This window comes from Stenotrophomonas panacihumi, from assembly GCF_001431645.1.
GTDB lineage: Bacteria > Pseudomonadota > Gammaproteobacteria > Xanthomonadales > Xanthomonadaceae > Stenotrophomonas_A > Stenotrophomonas_A panacihumi.
In genome coordinates this window covers 85,965-109,992 of sequence record NZ_LLXU01000058.1, presented here as the reverse complement: position 1 = coordinate 109,992, position 24,028 = coordinate 85,965, and the positions used below count along the sequence as shown (strand labels likewise).

General features: G+C 69.0%; 24 protein-coding genes. 19 read left to right on the top strand and 5 right to left on the bottom strand.

Features of this window, described 5'->3' with window-relative positions:
- The first annotated feature begins 5 nt into the window (after positions 1 to 5).
- From ARC20_RS05425 to ARC20_RS05360, 14 genes are all read left to right on the top strand, one after another.
- Positions 6 to 803 (top strand): ParA family protein, encoded by a 798-nt coding sequence (locus ARC20_RS05425; RefSeq protein ID WP_057645477.1) that lies wholly within the window; start codon positions 6 to 8, stop codon positions 801 to 803.
- Positions 803 to 1,756 carry a ParB/RepB/Spo0J family partition protein gene (locus ARC20_RS05420; RefSeq protein WP_057645476.1) on the top strand — a complete coding sequence of 318 codons (954 nt, stop codon included), beginning with the start codon at positions 803 to 805 and terminating at the stop codon, positions 1,754 to 1,756. The genes ARC20_RS05425 and ARC20_RS05420 overlap by 1 nt, the downstream gene beginning before the upstream one ends.
- A 24-nt stretch (positions 1,757 to 1,780) precedes the next feature.
- The gene (locus ARC20_RS05415; protein WP_057645475.1) at positions 1,781 to 2,077 is read left to right on the top strand and encodes a helix-hairpin-helix domain-containing protein; all 297 of its coding nucleotides are present in this window, start codon (positions 1,781 to 1,783) and stop codon (positions 2,075 to 2,077) included.
- Positions 2,074 to 3,039, top strand: a complete 966-nt coding sequence (locus ARC20_RS05410; protein ID WP_057645474.1) for an SDR family NAD(P)-dependent oxidoreductase — start codon at positions 2,074 to 2,076, stop codon at positions 3,037 to 3,039. The genes ARC20_RS05415 and ARC20_RS05410 overlap by 4 nt, the downstream gene beginning before the upstream one ends.
- A 78-nt stretch (positions 3,040 to 3,117) precedes the next feature.
- Positions 3,118 to 3,840 (top strand): glycosyltransferase family 2 protein, encoded by a 723-nt coding sequence (locus ARC20_RS05405; protein ID WP_057645473.1) that lies wholly within the window; start codon positions 3,118 to 3,120, stop codon positions 3,838 to 3,840.
- Position 3,841: 1 nt separating this feature from the next.
- Positions 3,842 to 4,183: a lipid-A-disaccharide synthase N-terminal domain-containing protein gene (locus ARC20_RS05400; protein ID WP_057645472.1), complete on the top strand. Its 342-nt coding sequence runs from the start codon at positions 3,842 to 3,844 to the stop codon at positions 4,181 to 4,183.
- Positions 4,184 to 4,313: 130 nt separating this feature from the next.
- A complete protein-coding gene (locus tag ARC20_RS05395; RefSeq protein WP_181360115.1) occupies positions 4,314 to 4,802 on the top strand; it encodes an REP-associated tyrosine transposase in 489 nt (162 codons plus the stop codon).
- Positions 4,803 to 4,943: 141 nt separating this feature from the next.
- A complete protein-coding gene (locus ARC20_RS05390; protein WP_081418053.1) occupies positions 4,944 to 6,683 on the top strand; it encodes a DUF885 domain-containing protein in 1,740 nt (579 codons plus the stop codon).
- Positions 6,684 to 6,939: 256 nt separating this feature from the next.
- Complete coding sequence (gene rpmB, locus ARC20_RS05385; RefSeq protein ID WP_005411638.1) at positions 6,940 to 7,176, top strand: 50S ribosomal protein L28; 237 nt, start codon at positions 6,940 to 6,942, stop codon at positions 7,174 to 7,176.
- 10 nt (positions 7,177 to 7,186) lie between these two features.
- Positions 7,187 to 7,354: a 50S ribosomal protein L33 gene (gene rpmG / locus ARC20_RS05380; protein ID WP_181360114.1), complete on the top strand. Its 168-nt coding sequence runs from the start codon at positions 7,187 to 7,189 to the stop codon at positions 7,352 to 7,354.
- Between the two features lie 162 nt (positions 7,355 to 7,516).
- A complete protein-coding gene (cls, locus tag ARC20_RS05375) occupies positions 7,517 to 8,935 on the top strand; it encodes a cardiolipin synthase (protein WP_057645467.1) in 1,419 nt (472 codons plus the stop codon).
- Between the two features lie 44 nt (positions 8,936 to 8,979).
- Positions 8,980 to 10,356, top strand: a complete 1,377-nt coding sequence (locus ARC20_RS05370) for an FAD/NAD(P)-binding protein (RefSeq protein WP_057645705.1) — start codon at positions 8,980 to 8,982, stop codon at positions 10,354 to 10,356.
- Positions 10,357 to 10,394: 38 nt separating this feature from the next.
- A complete protein-coding gene (uvrD, locus tag ARC20_RS05365) occupies positions 10,395 to 12,584 on the top strand; it encodes a DNA helicase II (RefSeq protein ID WP_057645465.1) in 2,190 nt (729 codons plus the stop codon).
- 112 nt (positions 12,585 to 12,696) lie between these two features.
- Positions 12,697 to 13,143, top strand: a complete 447-nt coding sequence (locus ARC20_RS05360) for a universal stress protein (protein WP_057645463.1) — start codon at positions 12,697 to 12,699, stop codon at positions 13,141 to 13,143.
- 16 nt (positions 13,144 to 13,159) lie between these two features.
- Here the strand turns inward: ARC20_RS05360 and ARC20_RS05355 are convergent, their stop codons facing one another.
- Entirely contained in the window at positions 13,160 to 13,462 is a 303-nt protein-coding gene (locus ARC20_RS05355) for a DUF2782 domain-containing protein (RefSeq protein ID WP_057645458.1), read from the bottom strand.
- Positions 13,463 to 13,532: 70 nt separating this feature from the next.
- Here ARC20_RS05355 and polA point away from each other — a divergent pair, with 70 nt between their 5' ends.
- Positions 13,533 to 16,298, top strand: coding sequence for a DNA polymerase I (polA, locus tag ARC20_RS05350; protein WP_057645457.1), 2,766 nt, complete (start codon positions 13,533 to 13,535; stop codon positions 16,296 to 16,298).
- A 443-nt stretch (positions 16,299 to 16,741) separates the two neighbouring features.
- On the opposite strand, the gene hemF is transcribed toward polA, so the two are convergent.
- From hemF to ARC20_RS05330, 4 genes are all read right to left on the bottom strand, one after another.
- Positions 16,742 to 17,641, bottom strand: coding sequence for an oxygen-dependent coproporphyrinogen oxidase (gene hemF / locus ARC20_RS05345; RefSeq protein ID WP_057645452.1), 900 nt, complete (start codon positions 17,639 to 17,641; stop codon positions 16,742 to 16,744).
- Positions 17,642 to 17,673: 32 nt separating this feature from the next.
- Positions 17,674 to 18,234 (bottom strand): hypothetical protein, encoded by a 561-nt coding sequence (locus tag ARC20_RS05340; protein WP_057645449.1) that lies wholly within the window; start codon positions 18,232 to 18,234, stop codon positions 17,674 to 17,676.
- An 80-nt stretch (positions 18,235 to 18,314) separates the two neighbouring features.
- On the bottom strand, positions 18,315 to 20,684 hold the full coding sequence (locus tag ARC20_RS05335; RefSeq protein WP_057645445.1) for a S9 family peptidase: 2,370 nt from the start codon (positions 20,682 to 20,684) through the stop codon (positions 18,315 to 18,317).
- A gap of 95 nt (positions 20,685 to 20,779) precedes the next feature.
- The gene (locus ARC20_RS05330) at positions 20,780 to 21,784 is read right to left on the bottom strand and encodes a chorismate transformation FkbO/Hyg5 family protein (RefSeq protein WP_057645443.1); all 1,005 of its coding nucleotides are present in this window, start codon (positions 21,782 to 21,784) and stop codon (positions 20,780 to 20,782) included.
- 168 nt (positions 21,785 to 21,952) lie between these two features.
- Here ARC20_RS05330 and ARC20_RS05325 point away from each other — a divergent pair, with 168 nt between their 5' ends.
- The 4 genes from ARC20_RS05325 to ARC20_RS05310 are packed head-to-tail and all read left to right on the top strand — an operon-like array spanning position 21,953 to position 24,018.
- Positions 21,953 to 22,696, top strand: a complete 744-nt coding sequence (locus tag ARC20_RS05325) for a beta-ketoacyl synthase chain length factor (protein WP_057645440.1) — start codon at positions 21,953 to 21,955, stop codon at positions 22,694 to 22,696.
- Positions 22,689 to 23,492, top strand: a complete 804-nt coding sequence (locus ARC20_RS05320) for a lysophospholipid acyltransferase family protein (RefSeq protein ID WP_057645435.1) — start codon at positions 22,689 to 22,691, stop codon at positions 23,490 to 23,492. The genes ARC20_RS05325 and ARC20_RS05320 overlap by 8 nt, the downstream gene beginning before the upstream one ends.
- Positions 23,479 to 23,739, top strand: a complete 261-nt coding sequence (locus tag ARC20_RS05315; protein WP_057645703.1) for a phosphopantetheine-binding protein — start codon at positions 23,479 to 23,481, stop codon at positions 23,737 to 23,739. The genes ARC20_RS05320 and ARC20_RS05315 overlap by 14 nt, the downstream gene beginning before the upstream one ends.
- Before the next feature lie 24 nt (positions 23,740 to 23,763).
- On the top strand, positions 23,764 to 24,018 hold the full coding sequence (locus ARC20_RS05310) for an acyl carrier protein (RefSeq protein ID WP_057645433.1): 255 nt from the start codon (positions 23,764 to 23,766) through the stop codon (positions 24,016 to 24,018).
- Positions 24,019 to 24,028 lie beyond the last annotated feature (10 nt).

The window sequence follows — 24,028 nt, the reverse complement described above, 5'->3', positions numbered from 1 at the left end:
CCCGCATGGCCCGGATCATCGCGATCGCCAACCAGAAAGGCGGCGTCGGCAAGACCACGACCGCGGTCAATCTGGCGGCGGCGCTGGCGCGCGCGCCCAAGCGCGTGCTGCTCGTGGACCTGGATGCGCAGGGCAACGCGACCATGGGCAGCGGCATCGACAAGCGCGAGCTGGAAGCCTCGACCTGCGACGTGCTGCTGGGCGAAACCACCGCCGAACAGATCCGTGTCACCGCGCCGGAAGGCTTCGACCTCCTGCCGGGCAACATCGATTTGACCGCGGCCGAGATCCAGCTGATGGAGCAGTCCGAGCGCGAGCAGCGGCTCAAGCGCGCGCTGGAACCGCTGCGCGGCCAGTACGACTTCATCCTGATCGACTGCCCGCCGGCGCTGTCGCTGCTCACCCTCAACGCGCTGACCGCCGCCGATTCGGTGATCGTGCCGATGCAGTGCGAGTACTACGCGCTGGAAGGCCTGAGCGCGCTGATCGAAACCATCGACGCCCTGCGCGCGCAGCTCAATCCCGCGCTGGAGATCGAGGGCGTGCTGCGCACCATGTTCGACATCCGCAACAACCTGGCCAACGCCGTGTCCGCCGAGCTCACCGAGCACTTCGGCGACCGCGTGTTCCGCACCATCGTGCCGCGCAACGTGCGCCTGGCCGAGGCGCCGAGCCATGGCCAGAGCATCGTCGGCTACGACCGCACCTCGCGCGGCGGCGTGGCCTATCTGGGACTCGCTGGCGAAGTCATCCGTCGCCAGGAAGAACGCAAGAAGGCCGCCCGGGCCGTGGAGACCGCCTGATGACCACCAAGCCCAACCCTGCCAAGAAGCGCGGCCTCGGCCGTGGGCTGGAGGCATTGCTGGGCCCGAAGGGCGCCGCCACCGCACCGACCGCCAGCGCCGCCGCGCCGGCGGTGGACCCGGCCGGTGACGTGCAGCCGGGCGAAGTGCTGCGCCACCTGCCGGTGGGCCAGCTGCAGCCGGGCAAGTACCAGCCGCGCCAGGAAATGGACGAGGGCAAGCTGGCCGAGCTGTCCGAATCGATCAAGGCGCAGGGCGTCATCCAGCCCATCGTCGTGCGTGAGCTGACCCCGGGTCGCTTCGAGATCGTCGCCGGCGAACGCCGCTGGCGCGCCTCGCAGCTGGCCGGGCTGGGCGAAGTGCCGGTGGTGGTGCGCGACCTCGACGACCGCACCGTCATCGCGATGGCGCTGATCGAGAACATCCAGCGCGAAGACCTCAACCCGCTGGAAGAAGCGCAGGCGCTGGCAAGGCTGATCGAGGAGTTCTCGCTCACCCATGCCGAGGCCGCCGAGGCGGTGGGCCGTTCGCGTGCGTCGGTGTCCAACCTGCTGCGCCTGCTGGAGCTGCCTGTCGCGATCCGCGTGCTGCTGGAATCGCGCCGCCTGGAAATGGGCCATGCCCGCGCGCTGCTGACGCTGGTGCCGGAACTGGCGGTGAAGCTCGCCAATGAAGCCGCCGACCAGGGCTGGTCGGTGCGCGAGGTGGAGCATCGCGCGCAGCAGTTCGCCGCCGGCAAGGTGCCCGGTTCGCTGCGCAAGCCGGTGCCGGCGGCGCGCGTGCCGCAGCAGGCCGATATCGCTTCGCTGGAAACCGAGCTGTCCGAATCGCTGGGCACGAAGGTCGCCATCAACCACGGCCGCGGCGGCAAGGGCAAGCTGGTCATCCACTACACCGACCTGGACACGCTCGACGGCGTGCTGGAAAAGCTGCGCACCCGCCCGCAGGGCTGAGTCGCAGGGCAGGGCATCGACGTCATGAATCCGAGCAAGGTTGACCGCAAGCGCGTGTCCGTCCTCACCGACCTGCCCAACGTCGGGCCGGCCTGCGCGCAGGACCTGCGCCGCATCGGCATCGACGTGCCGGCCAAGCTGCGGGGCCGCGACGCGTACGACATGTACACGCTGCTGTGCGTGCAGACCGGGCAGATCCACGATCCCTGCGTGATCGACGTGTTCCTGTCCATCACCCGTTTCGTCGAGGGCGCGCCGGCACAGCCTTGGTGGGCCTTTACCGCCGAGCGCAAGCGCGCGCTGGAAGGGGTTGGCGCATGACCGTCCTGGTCACCGGCGCGGCCGGCTTCATTGGCGCCTACACCTGCCGGGCGCTCGCCGCGCGGGGCGAACAGGTGGTGGGGCTGGACAACTACAACGATTACTACGACCCGCGGATCAAGCGCGACCGGGTTGCCGCGCTGTGCCCGGACATCGACATCCGCGCCATCGACCTGACCGACCGCGCCGCGCTCGAAGCGCTGTTCGACGAAGTGCAGCCCGACCGCGTGGTGCACCTGGCCGCGCAGGCCGGCGTGCGCTATTCGCTGCAGAACCCGTATGCCTACGTCGACAGCAACCTCGTCGGCTTCGTCAACATCCTGGAGCTGTGCCGCCATCGTGGCGTCGCGCACCTGGTGTATGCCTCCAGCAGTTCGGTCTATGGCGATTCGGCGACCCCGCCGTTCTCCGAGGACCAGCGCGTGGACCAGCCGCGCTCGCTCTACGCGGCCACCAAGGCCGCCAACGAGTTGATGGCCTATACCTACGCCCAGCTCTACCAGCTGCCGGTGACCGGCCTGCGCTTCTTCACCGTGTACGGCCCCTGGGGCCGCCCGGACATGGCGCCGCTGCTGTTCTCGCGCGCGGTGCTGGCCGGCCGGCCGATCGACGTGTTCAACGAAGGGCGCATGCAGCGCGACTTCACCCACGTCAACGACATCGTCGCCGGCGTGCTGGGCGCGCTGGACCACCCTTCGGCCGAGGCCACGCCGCATCGCGTGTTCAACCTGGGCAACCACACCCCGGTGGAGCTGGAGCATTTCATCACGGTGATCGAGCAGGCCGCTGGCCGCCCGGCGCAGAAGGTCTACAAGCCGATGCAGCCGGGCGACATGGTGCGCACCATGGCCGATACGCGGCGCGCGCGCGACGCCTTCGGCTTCGACCCCGCTACCCCGATCGAAGCCGGCCTGCCGCCGGTGGTGCAGTGGTGCCGCGAATATTTCGGCGACCACGGCTGATTTTCATCCCCGGGTCAGACGCCCCGGTGAAAATGCGCGGTCCCTTTCCACGTGCAGCGCGAACGAACGGCCCGACCCATGAGCGAACCGCAACTATCCGTCGTCGTCCCGGTGTTCAACGAGCGCGACAACGTCGCCCCGCTGGTGGGCGAGATCGTCGCCGCGCTGCGCGGGCAGGTGGATTTCGAGATCGTCTATGTCGATGACAACTCGAAGGACGACACGCTGGCCGTGCTCGAATCGCTGAAGCTGACCCACCCGGAGCTGCGCGTCCTGCACCACGTCCAGCAGAGCGGGCAGAGCACGGCGGTGCGCAACGGCATCAAGGCCGCGCGCGCGCCGTGGATCGCCACGCTCGATGGCGACGGCCAGAACGACCCGGCCGACATCCCGAAGATGCTCGCTGCGCGCGCCACCGCGCCGACCCAGGTGAAGCTGTTCGCCGGCTGGCGGGTGAACCGCCAGGATTCGGGCTCCAAGCGCTGGGCCTCCAAGTGGGCCAACGCGATCCGCGCGCGCATGCTGCGCGACGACACCCCGGACACCGGCTGCGGCATCAAGCTGTTCGAGCGCGCCGCCTTCCTGGACCTGCCTTACTTCGACCACATGCATCGTTTCCTGCCCGCGCTGATGCAGCGCGCCGGCTGGAAGACGATCAGCGTGCCAGTGAACCATCGCCACCGCACGGCGGGCGTATCGAAGTACAACAACCTCAACCGCGCGCTGGTCGGTATTCGCGACCTGCGCGGCGTGGCATGGCTGATCGCCCGCAGCCGCCGTACCGACGTGCAGGAGCGCTGAGATGGAGCTGCACTGGCTCGATCAACCGCTGACCTGGCTGTATTGGACCGGCCTGCACGTCACCGGCTGGAAGCTGATCGGCTACGTGGGCGCGCTGATGTTCGGCGGCCGCTGGCTGGTGCAGTTCGTGGCGTCCAAGCGCGCGGGCAAGCCGGTGATCCCGCGGCTGTTCTGGTACATGAGCGTGGTGGGCAGCCTGATGACGCTGAGCTATTTCCTGTTCTCGGCCAAGCAGGACTCGGTGGGCGTGCTGCAGAACCTGTTCCCGGCGTTCACTGCGCTGTACAGCCTGTACCTGGATATCAAGCATCGCGGGTGGAAGCGGGACCGGGCGTCGCATTGAGTAGGGTGGTGGCAGCGACGAGGCCGCCTCGCGGCTGAAGCCGCGCCTACAGCAGGCAGCGGCGTGTTGAGCTGCCGGCATGTGGCAATGCCTGATAGGGGCGGCATGCATGCGGTTCCACACTGCATGCATGGACACTCGACATTCCCCTCAAGCTCACCGGGCGCGGTTCCGCGGACGCCCTCCCGAACCCGGCCGTCTCTATCTCATCACCACGTTCACCGTGCGCCGCCAGCCGTTGTTCGCGGACTGGCGATGCGCCTGGGCTGCCTGCGCCAGTCTCCGTGTCTCCGCCCGTCAGCACGACGCGGAGCTGCTGTGCTGGGTGCTGATGCCCGACCACTGGCATGGCCTGGTGCGCCTGGGTGGGAACGCGGACCTGCCCGCCCTGATGCATGTGATCAAAAGGGCCTCGGCACGTGCGGCCAATCTCGCCCGGGGACACGGTGGCGCCATATGGGAGCCGGGCTATTGGGCTCGGGCCCTGCGCCAGGATGAGGATGCCGCCATCGCGGCCCGCTACGTCGTCCAACAACCCGTGCGCGCGAGGCTGGCCCGTCGCGCCGCCGAGTATCCCTACTGGGACGCCCTGTGGCTGGATCGTGGCCGCGCGGCATGACGCAGGACTTTCGACCGATGAACCCCCGCCCGGACGCTGCCATCATCGGGGACTTCCTCCCTCGCAGGCCGCCGTCCCGTGAAAAAGACGCTCGTCTCCGCCCTGACCTTGTCCCTGCTGTTGGGCGCCGCCGCGCCGGTCATGGCCGCACCCGCCGCCGCGCCGGCGTCCCTGGCCGCCGAGAGCAAGGCCGACGCCCAGTTCCGCGCCATCTACGAGAAGGAGTGGAAGTGGCGCCAGGCCGAGACCGGCCAGGCCGACGAGGACAGCGACACCACCGGCGACAACCCGCGCCTGCCCGATGTCTCCCCGGCCGCGCAGCAGGCCCGGCTGAAGGTCTGGGACGACGTCCTGGCCCAGCTGGACAAGCTCGACGCCGCCAAGCTCTCGCCCGCCAACCAGGTGAACCTGCAAATCTACCGTCCGCAGGTCGAAAACCTCGCCGCGGAAGTTCGCTTCAAGCTCTACGAGATGCCGTTCAACTCGGACAGCTCGTTCTGGTCCAACCTCGGCTTCATGGCGCAGCGCCAGATGCGCACGCCGGCCGAGCTGCGTGCCTACATCGCCCGCTTGAACGACGTGCCGCGCTATTTCGACCAGCAGATCGACAACATGCGCGCCGGCCTGGCCCGCGGCTTCACCGTGCCGCAGGCCGTGCTTGCCGGTCGCGACGTTTCCATCGCGACGGTGGCGGACGTGAAGGATCCGACCGAGTCGGCGTTCTATGCCCCGTTCAAGCAGCTGCCGGCGCAGATTCCGGCCGCCGAACAGGAGAAGCTGCGTGCCGAGGCCAAGGCCGCGCTCAGCGGCAAGGTGCTGCCGGCCTACGGCAAGCTGCTGACCTTCTTCCGCAGCGAATACATGCCCAAGGCGCGCGCCACGCTCGCCGCCGAGGCATTGCCGGACGGCAAGGCGTTCTACCAGCAGCAGATCCGCGAATACACCACGCTGGATCTCAGCCCGGAGCAGATCCACCAGATCGGCCTGCAGGAAGTGGCGCGCATCCAGCAGCAGATGGACGCGATCATCAAGCAGGTCGGCTTCAAGGGCGATTTCGCCGCGTTCCTGCAGTTCCTGCGTACCGACCCGCAGTTCTACGCCAAGACCCCGCAGGAGCTGCTGGATCGCGCCGCGTGGATCTCCAAGCGCGTGGACGGGCAGGTCGGCAAGTTCATCGGCACGCTGCCGCGCGGCCGCTTCACCATCAAGCCGGTGCCGCCGGATATCGCCCCGTTCTGGACGGCCGGCCGCGGTGGCGTGGGCACCTACTGGGTGAACACCTACAACCTGCCTTCGCGCCCGCTGTACAACCTGCCGGCGCTGACGCTGCATGAATCCTCGCCGGGCCATTCGCTGCAGGGCGCGCTGGCCGAGGAACAGGGCGACCAGCCGGCCTTCCGTCGCGAGAACTACATCTCCGCCTATGGCGAAGGCTGGGCGCTGTACACCGAGAAGCTGGGCGAGGAGATGGGCATCTACGAGACGCCCTACGAGGAGTTCGGCAAGCTGACCTACGAAATGTGGCGCGCCTGCCGCCTGGTGATCGACACCGGCGTCCACCATGACGGCTGGACCCGCGATCAGGCGCTGTCCTACCTGCGCGACCACACCGCGCTGAGCGAGCATGAAGTCACCACCGAGGTGGATCGCTACATCTCCTGGCCGGCGCAGGCGCTGAGCTACAAGCTGGGCGAGATCACAATCGTGAAGCTGCGCGGCGAGGCCGAGCAGGCGCTGGGCGACAAGTTCGACATCCGCGCCTTCCACGACGCCGTGCTGCGCCAGGGTTCGGTGCCGCTCCCGGTGCTCGAGCAGCAGGTGCGCCAGTTCATCGCCGACAGCAAGAGCGCCCCGGCCAAGGGCAAGGCCGCCAGCCACTGAGCGGCGGATACGGAACCGCCGGGGCATTGGCCCCGGCGGAAGCCAGGGGATGTGGATAAGTCTTGCGGCCCGGCCCTCGCGCGGGCATAATGCGCGGCTCGCTGTGCCCGGTTCCACCGGCGTAGTGGCCGGAAGTACGTCCCCTGGCCTGCCTGAAACAGCGTAACTGTTTGATTCCCTTGACGTGTGGTGGCGAAAGCCGCCGGGGCCGCCGTCTCCCGGGCTATGGGTGACCCAATACTTTTCGAGGTGCGCAATGTCCCGCGTATGCCAAGTTTCCGGCAAGCGTGTCCAGACGGGTAACAACGTCTCCCACGCCAACAACAAGACCCGCCGTCGTTTCCTGCCCAACCTGCACGAGCGCCGCTTCTGGGTGGCCAGCGAGAACCGCTGGGTCAAGCTTCGTGTTTCCGCGCACGCGCTGCGCACCATCGACAAGAACGGCATCGATTCCGTTCTGGCTGAGCTGCGTGCGCGCGGCGAAAAGGTCTGAGGAGTAAAGCATCATGGCAGGCAAGCGTGACAAGGTCCGTATGATTTCCTCGGCCGGTACCGGCCACTTCTACACGACCGACAAGAACAAGAAGAACACTCCGAACAAGATGGAGTTCCTCAAGTACGATCCGGTCGTGCGCAAGCACGTGATGTACAAGGAAGGCAAGATCAAGTGATGTGAGCCGGGCTCGCGCCCGACTTCTCCGCGATCCGCGTCCTCGACAAGCCCGCCCTCCGGCGGGCTTCGTCGTTTCCGGCTCCCCGAAATCCGCGCACGCCGATGCCGCGCGCCGGGCCGGGCTTGCGGCAGAATCGGGCCACGCACCGGAGGATCGCGCATGATGCCCGACTGGCTGGAAGGTACCTGGTTGCTGGCCCTGGACTGGCTGATCCGCCTGGGCGCGCTGTGCTGGATTCCGGCCCGCACCACGCCGGGCGCGGCGCGCAGCTGGTTGCTGCTGGTCGGTTTCGTGCCGTTGCTGGGCCTGCCGCTGTACCTGCTGTTCGGCCACCCCTGGCTGTCGCGGCAGCGCATCGTCCGCCAGGCACAGGCCTCGCAGGTGATCCGCGAGCAGCAGGCGCCGCTCACCGCGCTGCGCTGGGCGCCGCAGGTGGACACCGCCAGCGACGAGATCGCCCCGCTGGTGGAACGCCAGGGCGACTTCATGCCCACCCGCGGCAACGGCGTGGAGCTGCTCGACGACTATCGCGCCTCGCTCGCCGCGCTGATCGCCGATATCGACGGCGCGCGCGAACGCGTCCACCTGCTCTATTACCTGATGTTCGACGACGCGGTGGGCGAAGCGGTGGTCGAAGCGCTGCTGCGCGCCGCCGCGCGGGGCGTGCGCTGCCGGCTGCTGCTCGATGCGGTCGGCGCCAAGCGCGCACTGCGCCGGTATCGCAAGCGCCTGATCAAGGGCGGCGTGGACGTGCAGGCGCTGCTGCCCGGCGGCCTGCGCTGGAAACGCAGCGGGCGCATGGACCTGCGCAACCACCGCAAGATCGCGGTGATCGACAACCGCCTGGGCTATATCGGTTCGCAGAACCTCGCCGAACCGGATTTCGTCGCCGGCCATCCGAACCGCGAGCTGGTGGCGCGGGTGCGTGGCCCGGTGGTGAACCACCTGGAGGCGGTGTTCGCCAGCGACTGGTTCGTGGAGACCGGCGAGCGGCTGGAGGTGATCGCCGACGCGCCGCACGATGCCGGCGACGTCGCCACCCAGGTGCTGCCCAGCGGCCCGGCCTATCCCTACGAGAACGCGCGCGACGCGGTGAACGCGCTGATCCACCTGGCGCGGCGCAAGGTGGTGCTGGTCACGCCGTACTTCGTGCCGGACGAGGCGACGTTGAGCGCGCTGCGCATCGCCGCGGTGTCGGGCGTGGAGGTGCAGCTGATCCTCTCGGAGAGCAACAACCAGCGGCTCACCGCCTGGGCGCAGGAGGCGTACTACGACGAGCTGCTGCGCGCCGGGGTGAAGATCGCGCTGTACCGCCCGCACTTCCTGCACGCCAAGCACCTGAGCGTGGACGAGGACATCGCCGTGCTCGGCTCGATCAACCTGGATATCCGCTCCTTCGCGCTGAACGCCGAGATCGGCCTGCTGTGCTACGACCGCGGGATCGTCGAGCAGCTGCGCCGCATCGAGCAGGACTATCTCTCCGACGCGCGCGCGCTGGCCCTGCCGGGCTGGCGGCAGCGCCCCACCTGGCGCCGCAGCCGGGAAGGCATCGCGCGCCTGGCCGACGCGCTGATGTAGCGCGGGAGCGACGCGAGGCCATCGCCTACAATTGGCGGGTGAACATGCCGCCCGTCCCGCAGACCCATGACATCGCCGTGATCGGCGGCGGCGCCAGTGGCGTGATGGTCGCGCTGCAGCTGCTGCGGCAGGCGCGTGGGCCGCTGCGCATCGTGTTGATCGAACCGCACGCCACGCTCGCCGATGGCGTGGCGTATGCCACGCGGCGCCCGGAACACCTGCTCAACGTGCCGGCCGGCAAGATGAGTGCGTTGCCGGAGGTGCCCGGCGATTTCGTCGACTACCTGCGCACCACCCGCGCCTTCGACCTGCCCGACGACGTGCTCGCCGCGCGCTACGTGTCGCGCCTGCATTACGGCGCCTACCTGCGCGAGCGGCTGGCCCAGGCGAAATCCGCCAGTCCGGCGACGCTGGATATCCTGCATGCGCCGGTGGAAAGCCTCTCGCCGCAGCCGGAAAGCCATCTGCTGCAATTGCGCGACGGCACCCGCGTGGTGGCCGCGCACGTGGCGCTGGCGGTGGGCAATGCGCTGCGCCCGCTACCGCTGCGGGGCGCGACCGCACTGGCCGCCCCGCACCGCGTGGAAGCGTGGGATACCGAGGCGGTGGCCGCGATCCCGGCCGAAGCCGCCGTGGCCATCGTCGGCTCGGGGCTGAGCATGGTCGATGCGGTCATCACCCTGGCCACGCAGGGACATCGCGGCGCAATCCACGTGATCTCCCGCCATGGGCTGATGCCGTTGCCGCATGCGGCCGCCGCGCCGTTCGATTTCGACCCGGCGCCGCTGCTGTCGCTGTCGCTGCGGGCCCGCATGCGCGCGCTGCGGTCCGAGGTCGCGCGCGCCGCCGCGCAGGGCCAGCCCTGGCAGGCCGTGATGGAGCGCATCCGGCCGTTGGGCCAATCGCTGTGGCGCAGCCTGTCGTGGCGCGACCAGCAGCGCTTCCTGCGCCATGTCGTGCGCTACTGGGATGTCCATCGGCACCGTATCGACGCGCGGGTACACGCGCAGCTCCAGTCGTTGCGCGACAACGGCCAGCTGCGCCCGCACCGGGCGCGGCTCGATGCCGCCTGGACGGCGGGCGCCTGCGTGCGCATCGAGGGCCGCGGCCATGACGGCGCCGTGCTGCAGCTGGAAGTCCAGCGCGTGATCAACGCCACCGGGGTGGAGATGCGCGTGCAGGCCATGCGCAATCCGCTGCTGCAGCAACTGGTGGGCGAGGGGCTGGCCGCGCCCGGCCCGCACGGCATCGGGCTGGACAGCGACGATGAGGGCCGCATTCTCGATGCCCACGGCCATGCCGATGGCCGCCTGCACGTCCTCGGCAGCCTGCGCATCGGCACTTTGTGGGAGAGCCTGGCCGTGCCGGAACTGCGCGCGCAGGCCGCCGCGCTGGCCACGGCGCTGCTCGCCACGAATTGACTGACACGCCGCACGCGCCAAGCCGGTAAAATGGCGCGGTGGATGTCTCTCACCTGCTCGATCACCTGAACCCCGCCCAGCGCGAGGCCGTCTCCGCGCCGCCCGGCCATTACCTGGTGCTGGCTGGCGCCGGCTCCGGCAAGACGCGCGTGCTCACCCATCGCATCGCCTGGCTCAATGAAGTCCAGGGCGTGCCGGCGCACGGCATCTTCGCGGTCACCTTCACCAACAAGGCCGCCGGCGAGATGCGCCATCGCGCCGACCTGCAGCTGCGCAACGGCAGCCGCGGCATGTGGATCGGTACCTTCCACGGCCTGGCCCACCGCCTGCTGCGCCTGCACTGGCAGGACGCCAAGCTGCCGGAAGGCTTCCAGGTCATGGACTCGGACGACCAGCTGCGGCTGGTCAAGCGCGTCGTGCAGGGCATGGAGCTGGACGAGACGCGCTATCCGCCCAAGCAAATCGTGTGGTGGATCAACCAGCAGAAGGACGAGGGCCGCCGGCCGCAGCACATCCAGCCCGAGCCGCGCGACGACTGGACCGAAACCCTGCGCCAGGCCTATGCCGACTACCAGGCCCGCTGCGACCGCGCCGGCCTGGTGGACTTCGCCGAACTGCTGCTGCGCGCGCATGAACTGCTGCGCGACAACCCCGCGCTGCTGGCGCATTACCGCGCCCGCTTCCGCGAGATCCTGGTCGACGAGTTCCAGGACACCAACGCCATCCAGTACGCCTTCGTGCGCGTGCTGGCCGGTGAATCGGGCCACGTCTTCGTGGTCGGCGACGACGACCAGGCCATCTACGGCTGGCGGGGCGCCAAGGTGGAGAACGTGCAGCGTTTCCTGCGCGACTTCCCGGGCGCGCAGACCATCCGCCTGGAACAGAACTACCGCTCCACCGCCAACATCCTCGGCGCGGCCAACGCGGTGATCGCGCACAACCCGGACCGCATCGGCAAGCAGCTGTGGACCGACAGCGGCGAGGGCGACCCGATCGACCTGTACGCCGCCTACAACGAGACCGACGAAGCCCGCTACGTGGTGGAGCGCGCCCGCCAGTGGGTGCGCGACGGCGGCAGCTATGGCGATGTCGCCGTGCTTTACCGCAGCAACGCGCAGTCGCGCGCGTTTGAAGAAGCGCTGATCGCCGAGCAGGTGCCGTATCGCGTCTATGGCGGCATGCGCTTCTTCGAGCGCGCCGAAATCCGCGATGCGCTGGCCTACCTGCGCCTGCTCGCCAATCGCGATGACGACGCGGCGTTCGAGCGCGCGGTCAACACCCCGACCCGCGGCATCGGCGATCGCACGCTGGACGAAGTGCGCCGGCTGGCGCGCGCCCGCGCGCTGTCGCTGTGGGAAGCCTCGATGCTCAGCAGCCAGTCGGGCGAGTTGACGGCGCGTGCCCGCAACGCGCTGGCCGGCTTCCTAAACCTCATCCAGCAGCTGTCTTCCGAGACGGGCGGCATGGAGCTGAAGGAGCGCATCGACCATGTGCTGCTGCGCTCGGGCCTGCGCGAGTATTGGGCCAAGGAGAGCCGCGGCGGGCTGGATTCGGAATCGCGCACCGAGAACCTGGACGAACTCGTCTCGGTCGCCTCGCGCTTCGTGCGCCCCGACGAGGACGAGGAAGGCTCGCAGGGCATGACCGAGCTGGTCGCCTTCCTCGCCTACGCCTCGCTGGAAGCGGGCGAGGGCCAGGCGCAGGCCGGCGAGGATGGCGTGCAGCTGATGACGCTGCACTCGGCCAAGGGCCTGGAATTCCCGCTGGTGTGCCTGGCCGGCATGGAGGATGGCCTGTTCCCGAGCGCGCGTTCGCTGGAGGAAAGCGGGCGGCTGGAGGAAGAGCGCCGGCTGGCCTACGTGGGCATCACCCGCGCCCGGCAGAAGCTGCTGCTGTGCTACGCCGAATCGCGGCGCATCCACGGCCAGGACAACTACAACATGCCTTCGCGCTTCCTGCGCGAGATCCCGCGCGAGTTGCTCAACGAGGTGCGCCCGCGCGTGCAGATCTCGCGCCCGGCCTCGATCGGCGCCGGTCGCCCGTCGGCGGCGGTGGCGATGGAGACGCCGTTGATCGCCCTCGGCGCGAACGTCACCCACCCGAAGTTCGGCGGCGGGGTGATCACCGATTACGAAGGCAGCGGCGCACACGCGCGCGTGCAGGTGCAGTTCGACGAAGTTGGCGCCAAATGGCTGGTGCTGGCCTACGCCAACCTCACCGTGGCGTGAGACCGGGCGGCGTCCGCGACGCCGCCTTGATCCGGATCAACGCATCCTGCGGGACGGAAGTGGTGAAATCACCCCGAACCCGTCGCCGGACGGACCGCACAGGAGCGAACCCATGTACAAGCGCATTCTGATTGCCCTCGATGGTTCAGAGCTGGCCCAGCGTGGCCTGCAGCATGGATTGGCGCTGGCGAAGGCCACTGGCGCGCAGGTGGATGTGGTCACCGTGTCCGAGCCGTGGGCGATGGGCATGTACGACGCGATGGGCTGGAGCGTGGGCTACGAGGCCAGCCCGGAATACCGCAAGGAGCGCGAGGAAGGCGCCCAGGCCATCCTGAAGCCGGCGCTTGAAGCCGCCGCCGCCGCGGGCGTGCAGGCCACGCCGCGCCACGTCCTGGACCGCTATGCGGCCGAGGGCATCATCGACACGGCCAAGGAGTGTGGCAGCGACCTCATCGTGATGACCTCGCACGGCCGCCGCGGCATGAGCCGCGTGCTGCTCGGCAGCCAGACCACCGAGGTACTGACCCACAGCGGCGTGCCGGTGCTCGTCATTCGTTAGCAGGCGCGGCTCACCCTTACCAACTGTAGATCTTCCAGTACACCGGCGACACGCCGTCCTTGTCGTTATCCATGTGGCCGTCGCCGTCACGGTCGTACAGGTAGTATGTCGCGCCGCGCGCCGGCGTGATCTTCACCATGCGCACCTGCCCTGCAACGCGGTATTCGTCGATGCGGTCGCCGTTGTCCATCGTCTTGCTGGTGACATCGGCATCGCGCATGTCCAGCGGCGCGCCATCCGGGCCGACCATGCCACCGCTGCTGGCGCAGCCGGCGAGGGACAGGGCCAGCACGCTGGCAAGCAAGGCGGTGTGCTTCATCGGGACGCTCCTGGAACCGGGGAAGCCGATTATGCGCGAGGCGCCCGGGACGGGGGCGTAGAATCGCATGATGAGCAGACTAGTCCTTATCGACGGTTCCAGTTACCTGTACCGCGCCTTCCACGCGCTGCCGCCGCTGACCAATGCCGATGGCGAGCCGACCGGCGCGCTGTTCGGCGTGGTCAACATGCTGCGCGCCACGTTGAAGGAACGGCCCGAGTACGTCGCCTTCGTGGTCGATGCCCCGGGCAAGACCTTCCGCGACGACCTCTATCCCGACTACAAGGCCAACCGCGCCGCCATGCCGGACGACCTGCGCGCGCAGGTGCTGCCGATGTGCGAGATCGTGCAGGCGCTGGGCATCCCGATCCTGCGCGAGGATGGCGTGGAGGCCGATGACGTCATCGGCACGCTGGCCCTGCAAGGCGCCGCCGACGGCCTGGACGTCACCATCTCCACCGGCGACAAGGACTTCGCCCAGCTGGTGCGCCCGGGCGTGCGCCTGGTCAACACCATGACCGGCAGCCAGATGGATTCGGACGAGGCGGTGATGGCGAAGTTCGGCGTGCGCGCCGACCAGATCGTCGACCTGCTCGCGCTGATGGGCGACACCGTGGACAACGTCCCCGGCGTGGAGAAGTGCGGCCCCAAGACCGCCGCCAAGTGGCTGGGCGAGTACGGCACGCTGGATGCGGTGATGGCGCAGGCCGAGGGCATCAAGGGCAAGATCGGCGAGAACCTGCGCGCCGCGCTGCCGCGGCTGCCGCTCAATCGCACGCTGGTGACGATCAAGACCGACGTGCCGCTGCCCGGGGGCCCGCGCACGCTGGCCTTGCGCGAGCGCGATGCGGAGGTGCTGGCGGGCCTGTATCGCCGCTACGGCTTCACCCAGGCGCTCAAGGAGCTGGAAGGCGGCGCCGGCGTGGGCGCGGTGCTGGCGGAGAAGGAACCCGGCCAGGCACGCGGACGCGGCTTTGCCGCCGCGGCGGCCGCCCCGGTGGCGAACGTCGACCCGGCGCTGGCCGCCAAGGGGAGTTACGAGACAATCGGCACCGTCGAACAGCTGGAAGCCTGGATCGCGCGCCTGCGCGCCGCCGGCCAGTTCGCCTTCGACACCGAGACCGACAGCCTGGACCCGATGCAGGCGCGCCTGGTCGGCCTGAGCTTCAGCGATACCCCGGAGCAGGGCGCCTACCTGCCGCTGGGCCACGACTACCCCGGCGCACCCGCGCAGCTGCCGATGGCCCAGGCGCTGGACCTGCTGCGTCCGCTGCTCGCCGACCCGGCCGTGCGCAAGCTCGGCCAGCACGGCAAGTACGACCTGCACGTGATGCGCCGCCACGGCGTCGTGCTGGCCGGCTACGCGGACGACACGCTGCTGGAGAGCTTCGTGCTCAACTCCGGCATCGCCCGCCACGACATGGACAGCCTGGCCAAGCGCTACCTCGGCTACGACACCATCAAGTACGAGGACGTCGCCGGCAAGGGCGCCAAGCAGATCCCGTTCTCGCATGTCGCCATCGACGACGCGACGAACTACGCCGCCGAGGACGCCGACATCACGCTGCGCCTGCACCGCGTGCTGTCGCCGCAGCTGGCGGCCGATCCCGCGCTGGAGAAGGTCTACCGCGAAATCGAGATGCCGCTGGTGCCGGTGCTCGAACGCATCGAGGCCAACGGCGTGCGCGTGGATGCCGACGAGCTGCGTCGGCAGAGCGCCGATCTCTCCAAGCGCATGCTCGCCGCGCAGCAGAAGGCCACCGAGCTGGCCGGGCGCACCTTCAACCTGGATTCGCCCAAGCAGCTGCAGGCGTTGCTGTTCGACGAACTCGGCCTGCCGGCCGTGGTGAAGACGCCCAAGGGCCAGCCCTCGACCAACGAGGAGGCGCTGGAGGCCATCGCCGACCAGCACGAGCTGCCGCGGGTGATCCTCGAATATCGCGGCCTGGCCAAGCTGCGCAGCACCTATACGGACAAGCTGCCGGAGATGATCGACCCGGACAGCGGCCGCGTGCACACCAGCTACCACCAGGCCGGCGCGGCGACCGGGCGGCTGTCTTCCACCGACCCGAACCTGCAGAACATCCCGATCCGCACCGACGACGGGCGTCGCATCCGTCGCGCGTTCGTCGCGCCGTCCGGCCGACAGCTGCTGGCCTGCGACTACTCGCAGATCGAGCTGCGCATCATGGCCCACCTCTCCGAGGACAAGGGCCTGGTCAGCGCGTTCGAATCCGGCGCCGACGTGCATCGCGCCACTGCCGCCGAAGTGTTCGGCCGCACGATCGACCAAGTCACCGCCAACGAGCGCCGCGCCGCCAAGGCGATCAACTTCGGCCTGATGTACGGCATGAGCGCCTTCGGCCTGGCCCGGCAGCTGGGCATCGGTCGTGGCGAGGCGCAGGACTACATCGCGCTGTACTTCAGCCGTTACCCCGGCGTGCGCGACTTCATGGAGAGCACGCGCCAGCAGGCACGCGAGAAGGGCTACGTCGAGACCGTGTTCGGCCGTCGCCTGTACCTGGAGTACATCAACAGCGGCAGCCAGGGCCAGCGCGCCGGCGCCGAGCGCGCGGCGATCAACGCGCCGATGCAGGGCACGGCGGCGGACATCATCAAGCGTGCGATGGTGGCGGTGGACGGCTGGCTGGCCGCGCATCGCGAGCGCGCGCTCATGATCCTGCAGGTGCACGACGAACTGGTGTTCGAAGCCGACGTGGACTTCATCGACGAGCTGCGCTCGCAGGCCACCACGTTGATGGCAGGCGCGGCTGAATTGCGCGTCCCGCTGGTGGTCGACGCCGGTGTCGGCGGAAACTGGGACGAAGCGCATTGATGAATGCGCCGCACTTTCCACCCCCGTGAGAAAGTGCGACGCAATGCATCAGAAAAGGCAACGTGAAACTGTCAGGAATCAATGAATCCGTCCTTAATCCGACGAATTCTTAACCCAAATCTTCACGATCTATCAATGTCCGAAATGGTGTTATAGCCCTCGACAGGCGCAACGCCTGTCGCGGATCTCTCCCATCCCCTGGAGCAGATCTCTGGAACGGCAACTCCTCCCCAAGTTTCCGTTCCCTGGCCCCGCTGACCTCCCCCTGGTCCGCGGGGCTTTTTATTTTCCGAACGCCGATATTTTGACCGTTTCGCTGAACGCGAACCGTGCCCTATTTCACCAAAATAAACGGCCGTCATCCGCTTGACGCGGATAATCGCTGAATACGTTGTAATTAAACGGATTGCGTCACTGTTTCGGTGACAGCTTCCTGACGCTATTCAGCCCAGCCAGTCACGCGGCACCAAATAATCGGCGAGGCGCGACTCGGCGCTGCCGGGCTCCGGTTGATAGCCGTACTCCCAGCGCACGCGCGGCGGCAGGCTCATCAGGATGCTCTCGGCCCGCCCGCCGCTCTGCAGCCCGAACAGGGTGCCGCGGTCGTAGACCAGGTTGAACTCCACGTAGCGGCCGCGGCGGTACTGCAGGAACTCGCGCTCGCGCTCGCCGTAGGGCGTGTCCTTGCGGCGCGCGACGATCGGCAGGTAGGCGTCCAGGAAGCCGTCGCCCACCGCCCGCAGGTAGGCGAAGTCCTGCTCGAAGCCGCCATGCAGGTCGTCGAAGAACAGCCCGCCGACGCCGCGCGTCTCCTGGCGGTGGCGCAGGAAGAAGTACTCGTCGCACCAGCGCTTGTGCGCGGCGTAGCGGTCCTCGCCGAACGGCGCGCACAGCTGCTGGGCGGTGCGGTGCCAGTGCAGCACGTCTTCGTCGAAGGGATAGAACGGGGTCAGGTCGAAACCGCCGCCGAACCAGGCCGCCACCGCCTGCCCGTCGCGCTCGGCGCGGAAGTAGCGCACGTTGGCGTGGGTGGTCGGCAGGTACGGGTTGCGCGGGTGGAACACCAGCGACACGCCGGTGGCGCGCCAGGTGGCGCCGGCCAGTTCCGGGCGGTGGGCGCTGGCCGAGGGCGGCAGCTTGCTGCCGCACACGTCGGAGAAGCCGATGCCGGCCTGCTCGAACACCGCGCCCTCGCGCAGCACGCGGGTGCGGCCGCCGCCGCCCTCCGCGCGTTGCCAGGCGTCCTCCTGGAAGGTGGCCTGGCCGTCGGCCGTCTCGATGGCCTGGCAGATACGGTCCTGCAGGCCGGTCAGGTAATCGCGTACGCGGTGGAAGTCGTCCATGCCGCCATTCTAGCGAGGCGGCCGCGCGCCGATCAGCGCTGGAACTCCTTGCGGATGTCCGGCCGGCACAGCTGCCAGATGATCCAGCCATGCACCACGGCGATCGCCAGCGCGCCCATCCAGCACACCCATCGCAGCGCCGCCAGCATCGGGGCGCCGGCGTCTTCCAGCTGCGCGGCGGCATCGCCCGCGTTCTGGCCCAGGCTGGCCACGGCCATGTCGAACGAAGCCTCCACCAGCGGGATGCCGGCGAAGTTCGCCAGCGCCACCAGCGCCAGCACGACGATGAAGGCCTGCCGCCCCCACTCGCGCCGCTGCAGCAGCGCCCAGGAGACCCATGCCACGCCCAGCGAGAGCACGCCGCTCAGCAGCGACAGCGAGACCATGTGGCGGGTGAGCCAGTCCAGCAGCGGCGGCAGCGTGGCACCGGGCGGCAGCAACCCGCCGAGGTCGCCGCTGTCGGGCATCGCCAGCGCGAGCAGGGCCTGCATCAGGCTGCCCACCGCGCTCATCGCCGCCACGCCCAGGCTCAGCCAGGCCATCACGGTGACGAAGCTGCTGCGCGGGGCAGGGGAGCGGGACGGCAAGGCCATGGGATTTCCTGACGTGGACGGGGGCCGGAAAGACAGACGCCGGCAAGAAGCCGGCGTCCGTGGGGTCGCTGCAGGCGAGCTTACTTCACCTGTTCCTCGAACAGCTTGAGGATGCGCTTGTACTCGTCCAGCCAGGAGTCGGCACGGGTGAAGCCGTGGCGCTCCAGCGGGTACGGGGCGATCTCCCAGTTGTCCTTGTGCAGTTCGATCAGCTTCTGGGTCATGTCCACCGAGTCCTTGAAGAACACGTTGTCATCGACCATGCCGTGGGCGATCAGCAGGTGGTCGCGCAGGCCCTCGGCGTAGCTGATCGGCGAGGAAGTCTTGTACGCCTCCGGGTCCAGCTCCGGCGTGTTGAGGATGTTGGAGGTGTACTCGTGGTTGTACTGCATCCAGTCGCCGACCGGGCGCAGCGCGGCGCCGGCCTTGAACGTGCCCGGGGCACGGAACAGCGCCATGTAGGTCATGAAGCCGCCGTAGGAGCCGCCGTAGATGCCGGCGCGCGCGCGGTCACCCTGCTTGTTGGCGACCAGCCAGTCCAGGCCGTCCAGGTAATCCTCCAGCTCCGGGTGGCCCATGTTGCGATAGATCGCCGTGCGCCAGTCGCGGCCGTAGCCCTCCGAGGCCCGGTAATCCAGGTCGAGGACGATGTAGCCCTTCTGCACGAGCAGGTTATGGAACATCTGCTCGCGGAAGTACGGCGTGTAGCGCTCGGACACGTTCTGCAGGTAGCCGGCGCCGTGCACGAACATCACGATCGGGTACTGCTTGCCGGCTTCCGGGTTCTTCGGGCCGTAGTACTTGCCCCACACCACGCCGGCGCCGTGCTTGGACGGTACCTGCACGTACTGCGGCTGCACCCAGTCCTGCGCCTTGAACTGCGCGGTGCGCGTATCGGTGAGCACGCGCGCCTGGCCGCCGGTGGCCGGCACCACCGCCAGCTGCGGCGGCAGGTAGCTGCCGGAGTAACGCACCAGCAGCTGCTGGCCGTTCGGGGAGACGCTGAAATCCTCCACGCCGTCGAGCGCGGTCACTTCGCTGACCTGGTCGCTGGCCAGGTCGAGCTTGCAGACCTCGTAGTCGCCCGGCCACTTCTGGTTGCAGACGAAGTAGAAGCCCTGGCCGTCGGCGGTCGGCACCGGCGCGGAGACTTCCCACTTGCCGCGAGTACGCTGGCGCGGCTTGGCGCCCTCGGCCACGGTGTACAGGTGCGAGTAGCCCGATTCCTCGGACAGCAGCCACAGCGTGCGGTTGTCCGGCAGCCAGCCGAAATCGTTGAAGCCCCAGTTGATCCAGGCGTTGTCGGTAAGGCGATGGCGGGTGACCAGCTTCGCCTTGTCCAGGTCCACGCTGGCGATCCAGCGGTCCTTGTTGTCGACGGCGCGGATCTCGACGGCGGCATTGCGGCCGTCGTCACTCCAGTGGATCGCCGGGCCGCTGCCATCGCCGTCGCTCTCGATGCGCACGGCGCGGTTGCCCTTCAGCGCGTCGCGCTTGGCGGCCTTGCGCATCGCGGCGAGCGGGTCGGTGGCGATGCCCGGCAGGTCGTCGAACTTCAGCGCGGTGGCGGTGCCGGCGGTGGTGTCCACCAGCCACAGGGCATGCGGCACCGGGTTGTTGCGGCCCACGCGGGTGCGCACTTCCTGGAATTCCTCGTAACCGGATTCGGTCACGTACTTGGGCATCTTGCCGGCCTGGCCTTCGTCGGCGCCCTTGGCCTGGGTCACGACGAGCAGGTGGCGGCCATCGGGCGAGAGCGCGCTGTCGACGATCTCCACGTCGTCGCCCAGGTACACCGGGCCGGCGGCGCGGGTCGGGTCGGCCTTGCGCCAGGCGTCTTCCTGGGTGCGCAGGGCGTCGCGCTGTTCCTTGTCCTTGCGCAGCGTGGCCAGGGTGGCCAGCTGCTGCTCGCGCAGCACGTCGGCCTTCGGCGTGGCGTTGGGATCGCGCGCGGCCTTCACCACCGCGACCTGGCTGGTGCCGCCGCCCGGTGCCCAGTGGTACCAGTCGTTGCCGGCGCGCCAGATCACCCCGCCGTCGCTGGCGAACTGCGGCCGCGACTCGGTCTCGTTGCTGCGGGTCAGCTGGGTCAGCGCGCCCGAGCGCAGGTCGCGCAGGAAGATGTCGCCGTTGCGGGCGAACACCATGCGCTGGTGCTGGGTGTCATAGGCCGGGTTGGCGGCGTCCAGGCCGGCGCGTTCGGTATCGGCCACGCGCTGCGCGGCGGCGCCGTCGACCGGCTGGCGGAAGGTGTCGCGCACCGGGCTGCCGTTGCGCTTGAGCTGGTACTGGACCTGCTTTCCGTCCCACTGCCACCAGGCGTTGTCGACGCCGGGACCGATCCAGTCCGGGTCGGCCATCACCTGTTCGATGGTCAGCGGTGCGGGGGGCGTCTGGGCATTCGCGCTGGCGGCGAGCAGCAGCAGGGACAACGGCAGCAGCTTGGGCATGGGGTAGGCAGGGCCGGGAACAAAGAAGCGCAAGCCTACCAGCGCGCCTCGGGCCGGCGGCTGGGCCACAGGTCATGGCCCGGGGGGAAAAGCGCTCAGCTCGCCGGGTTGCCCAGCACGCCTTCGATCTCCACCGCCAGCTCGCGGCGGCAGACCTCGGCGTGCAGCAGCAGGCGCGGTACCCGGGTGCCGAAGCGGGCGTCCAGCGCGGCGGCGACCTGCGGCAGCGCCTCGCGGTCGCGGACATAGACCTTGAGCAGGGTCCCGGCATCGTCGATCCCGGCCGGCATCTCGCCACTGCGCTCGGCCGCGGCGCCGCGCAAGGCTTCGATGTTGACGAGGATCTCGTCGAGCTGGGCGCGCACGTCGCCCTGGTGGGCGGTGGCGTGGCCGACGATGCTCGCCGTGCCCGAGAGCATCAGCGGCGCCTGGCTGCCCGGCGGCGGCAGCATCGCGCGGGCGAAGCTCGGCGACTGCGGGCCGTACTGGCGCGGATAACGGTAGGCGCTGACCTGGCGGGGGTTCTCCAGCGCCACGCCGGGGCTGCGCGCGGCCAGCCAGTACACCAGCAGCTGGCGCGGGCCGCCGAAGCTGCCGATGCAGGTCGCCGCCGGCAGGCGGGCTTCCTCCACGCGTTCCAGCCCGCGCACCCGGCCGACGCAGAAGCGGCGATATCGCTCGGCATCGTCCTCGCCTTCGGTCAGGCCATCGAGGTAGTTCCAGATGCGCAGGACGTGTGGATAGCCGCGTGCGGCGATGAACCGGTTCATCTGCGCGTACGCCTGGGCGCTCGCGGTTTCCAGGTCCAGGTCCGCGCTTTCGTGCAGCACCAGGGCGCCGAACTGCAGTTCGCCATTCTCGGCCCAGGCGATGTCGCCCTCGCGGCCGTGGGTGGCCGGCGTGTCGCCACGCCACAGCTCGATCCGGCCCGGCCCCACCGCTTCCAGCGGCACCCGCAGGCGGCGCGGGTCGGCGGCGGCCTCGGCGTCCAGCGGTTCCAGGGAAAAATCCACCGCGGCCAGCACGCGCGGATCGCGCAGCTGCTCGGCCACCGCCCCGGCATCTACGAAGGAACATTGCAGGTGGATCGGGTGGGACAAGCGCTTTCCAGTGGGGTGTCGCGAGGCGCGGCATGATAGCGCGCCACCCTCCGGCCCCGCCGCATGCGGCACATTGACGCGCCGGAAGGCACGCTGGCACGATCCCCCGCATCGAATGCCGGATGTTCCGGAATCATTCATTTTCCGGACCTGGCCGCTGTCTTCCCGATGATCGAATTTTCCGTAACCGGCTGGTCGGCCTGGGCGCCAGGGCTGCCGCAGGCCCAGGACTGGATCGACTGGGCGCACGCCGCCACGCCAGCCGCCCCGCTCGGCGAAGGCGCCCCGGCGCTGGCCGACGTCCCGCCGGTGATGCGGCGGCGGATCGACCGCCTCGGCCGCATGGCGATCAGCGCCACCGACGATTGCGACGTCTCGCCCGTCCGCGAGGACGTCCCGCTGGTGTTCGTCTCGCGCCACGGCGATGTCGCCGGCTCGGTCGAACTGCTGCGCGCGCTGGGCCAGGCCGAGCCGCTCTCGCCGACCGCCTTCAGCCTCTCCGTGCATAACGCGGTGGCCGCGCTGTACTCCATCGTGCGCAAGCGCCATGGCAACTATCTCGCGCTGGCGGGCGGCGCCGCGTCGGTGGAGAACGCCTGCATCGAGGCCGCCGCCTTGCTGGCCGATGGTGCGCCGGAGGTGCTGCTGGTCTGCTATGACGGCCCGTTGCCCGAGGTTTACGACGATTTTGCCGACGAACCGGCCCATGCCTATGCGTGGTGCTGGCGTTTGGCGGCCGCCGATGCCGGTGGCGAGCGCCTGAGCCTGTCATGGGAGGCCGACGGGCTCGCGCCCGCGCCAGCCTCCGCGCTCCAGCACGGGCTGGCCGTCCACCACTTCCTGCTCAGCGGCCAGCCGCAGCTCGACGTGGCCGTCGAAGACCAGCGCTGGCGCTGGCGTCGCCATGGTTGATCGCCTGCTGCCGACCCGGCTGGATCATGCCTGGCGGGTCTTCGGCACGGGCTTGAGTTTCCTGGCCTTCGGCGTGGGCGGGCTGCTGCTGCGGCTGTGCGTGTTCCCGCTGCTGCAGCTCGGCGTGCGCGAACCTGCGCGACGCCGCGCGCTGGCACGGCGCTGGATCCAGCGCAGCTTCGCCAGCCATGTCTGGCTGATGCACACGCTCGGCCTGCTCACCTACGAAGTGCGCGGACGTGAACGGCTTCAGCGTCGTGGTTTGTTGATCCTGGCCAACCATCCGACCCTGATCGACGTGGTGTTCCTGATCTCCCTACTCCCCGATGCCGACTGCGTGGTGAAGGTTGGCGTGGCACGCAACCCGTTCATGCGCGGACCGGTGCGCGCGGCCGGCTACATCGCCAACGACGAGGGTGCCGGGCTGGTCGAGGACTGCATCGCCGCCGTGCGTGGCGGGGGCAACCTGGTGATCTTTCCCGAGGGCACCCGCAGCGAACCCGGGCGTCCGCTGCGCCTGCAGCGCGGCGCGGCCAACATCGCCGTGCGTGGGCGTCTGGACATCACGCCCGTCAGGATTTCCTGCGCCCCGCCGACATTGGGCAAGGGCCAGAAATGGTATCGTGTGCCTTCACGGCGATTTCACATGTTGATCGAGGTCGGGGATGACCTGCCGATCGCGCCGTTCGTGGACGCCATCGCGGCCGCGCCGGGGGGCGAGGCGCTGGCGGTACGCCGGCTCAACGACCATCTTGGTCACTATTTTTCGGGAGACGTTGCGCGTGCAGGCACTTGAGCACGAGATCAAGGAATTGATCATTTCATCGCTGTCGCTGGAAGACATCACGCCCGAGGACATCGATCCGGTGGCGCCGCTGTTCGTGGAAGGCCTGGGCCTGGACTCGATCGATGCGCTCGAGCTCGGCCTGGCGCTGCAGAAGCGTTACAACGTCAGCCTGTCGGCCGATTCGCAGGAAACCCGCAAGCACTTCGCCAGCGTGCGCGCGCTGGCCGAATTCGTGGCCTCGCACCCGTCGGCGTGAGCGCCTGAGCAGAGATTGAAGAGCATGACCAAGAACGAACTTTTCGACCGGATCGTGGCGATCCTGCATGAGAGCTTCGAGATCGATCCCTCGCGGATCCAGCCGGAAACCCGGCTGTACGAAGACCTCGACATCGACAGCATCGACGCGGTGGACCTGATCGTGCAGCTCAAGCCGCTGCTCGGCCGCAGCCTGCAGCCGGATGCCTTCAAGTCGGTGCGCACCGTGCAGGACATCATCGACGTGCTGCACGGGCTGCTGCGCGACCAGGCCGCCTGATCCCGGGGAC

Bases quoted from the DNA above. Each gene is read 5' to 3' on its own strand.
- ARC20_RS05425 (WP_057645477.1), top strand. From the start codon at position 6: ATGGCCCGGATCATCGCGATCGCCAACCAGAAAGGCGGCGTCGGCAAG.
- ARC20_RS05420 (WP_057645476.1), top strand. From the start codon at position 803: ATGACCACCAAGCCCAACCCTGCCAAGAAGCGCGGCCTCGGCCGTGGG.
- ARC20_RS05415 (WP_057645475.1), top strand. From the start codon at position 1,781: ATGAATCCGAGCAAGGTTGACCGCAAGCGCGTGTCCGTCCTCACCGAC.
- ARC20_RS05410 (WP_057645474.1), top strand. From the start codon at position 2,074: ATGACCGTCCTGGTCACCGGCGCGGCCGGCTTCATTGGCGCCTACACC.
- ARC20_RS05405 (WP_057645473.1), top strand. From the start codon at position 3,118: ATGAGCGAACCGCAACTATCCGTCGTCGTCCCGGTGTTCAACGAGCGC.
- ARC20_RS05400 (WP_057645472.1), top strand. From the start codon at position 3,842: ATGGAGCTGCACTGGCTCGATCAACCGCTGACCTGGCTGTATTGGACC.
- ARC20_RS05395 (WP_181360115.1), top strand. From the start codon at position 4,314: ATGGACACTCGACATTCCCCTCAAGCTCACCGGGCGCGGTTCCGCGGA.
- ARC20_RS05390 (WP_081418053.1), top strand. From the start codon at position 4,944: ATGGCCGCACCCGCCGCCGCGCCGGCGTCCCTGGCCGCCGAGAGCAAG.
- rpmB (WP_005411638.1), top strand. From the start codon at position 6,940: ATGTCCCGCGTATGCCAAGTTTCCGGCAAGCGTGTCCAGACGGGTAAC.
- cls (WP_057645467.1), top strand. From the start codon at position 7,517: ATGATGCCCGACTGGCTGGAAGGTACCTGGTTGCTGGCCCTGGACTGG.
- ARC20_RS05370 (WP_057645705.1), top strand. From the start codon at position 8,980: ATGCCGCCCGTCCCGCAGACCCATGACATCGCCGTGATCGGCGGCGGC.
- ARC20_RS05360 (WP_057645463.1), top strand. From the start codon at position 12,697: ATGTACAAGCGCATTCTGATTGCCCTCGATGGTTCAGAGCTGGCCCAG.
- ARC20_RS05355 (WP_057645458.1), bottom strand. From the start codon at position 13,462: ATGAAGCACACCGCCTTGCTTGCCAGCGTGCTGGCCCTGTCCCTCGCC.
- polA (WP_057645457.1), top strand. From the start codon at position 13,533: ATGAGCAGACTAGTCCTTATCGACGGTTCCAGTTACCTGTACCGCGCC.
- hemF (WP_057645452.1), bottom strand. From the start codon at position 17,641: ATGGACGACTTCCACCGCGTACGCGATTACCTGACCGGCCTGCAGGAC.
- ARC20_RS05340 (WP_057645449.1), bottom strand. From the start codon at position 18,234: ATGGCCTTGCCGTCCCGCTCCCCTGCCCCGCGCAGCAGCTTCGTCACC.
- ARC20_RS05335 (WP_057645445.1), bottom strand. From the start codon at position 20,684: ATGCCCAAGCTGCTGCCGTTGTCCCTGCTGCTGCTCGCCGCCAGCGCG.
- ARC20_RS05325 (WP_057645440.1), top strand. From the start codon at position 21,953: ATGATCGAATTTTCCGTAACCGGCTGGTCGGCCTGGGCGCCAGGGCTG.
- ARC20_RS05320 (WP_057645435.1), top strand. From the start codon at position 22,689: ATGGTTGATCGCCTGCTGCCGACCCGGCTGGATCATGCCTGGCGGGTC.
- ARC20_RS05310 (WP_057645433.1), top strand. From the start codon at position 23,764: ATGACCAAGAACGAACTTTTCGACCGGATCGTGGCGATCCTGCATGAG.